General features: G+C 47.2%; 1 pseudogene. It reads right to left on the bottom strand.

Annotation, left to right across the window (positions count from 1 at the left end):
- Positions 1-344: 344 nt before the first annotated feature.
- Positions 345-440 (bottom strand): annotated as a pseudogene (locus tag BEA93_RS26440) (EAL domain-containing protein); the annotation flags it as partial.
- Positions 441-477: the final 37 nt, after the last annotated feature.

Consider the following 477-nt stretch of genomic DNA (forward strand, 5'->3'; position numbering starts at 1 on the left):
GGGTACGCGATCTGTTGCCCTGGAAAGTTGATCTGAGCTCTCAGTAAATATCAATACGGTTCTGGCGAGCCGCTTACCAGTAAGCAGACAGACATCGATTTTATTTTTACTGACATCAATACCGAAAGTACACATCGAAAATCTCCTTTCACCTGAGCCAACACGTCATTCCAGCCTTGTACATACGAAGTCAGAGCTTCTGGTTACCGTTCGGATTTTGAGTGACGTGAAAGGTGAAACGGGAGGCTTAAGCTACGTCGAAAGATCGATGTCTTCAGGTCGGATACAAGCTTCTCCCGTTTCATGTAGCTGATAGCTAATCAGCTACCAGTTCAAGATACAAGGTCGGATGCAGAAACCACCGGCTGGAGATACGGTTCAAACTCCCCGTTACTGAGCACACGCATCAGTCTGTCTGCGGATACAAAATCACTGTCCATACTGTCGGTCTTCCATTTTATGAACCTCCCGGTCCAG

This window comes from Escherichia sp. MOD1-EC5950, from assembly GCF_002965345.1.
Classification (GTDB): domain Bacteria; phylum Pseudomonadota; class Gammaproteobacteria; order Enterobacterales; family Enterobacteriaceae; genus Escherichia; species Escherichia marmotae.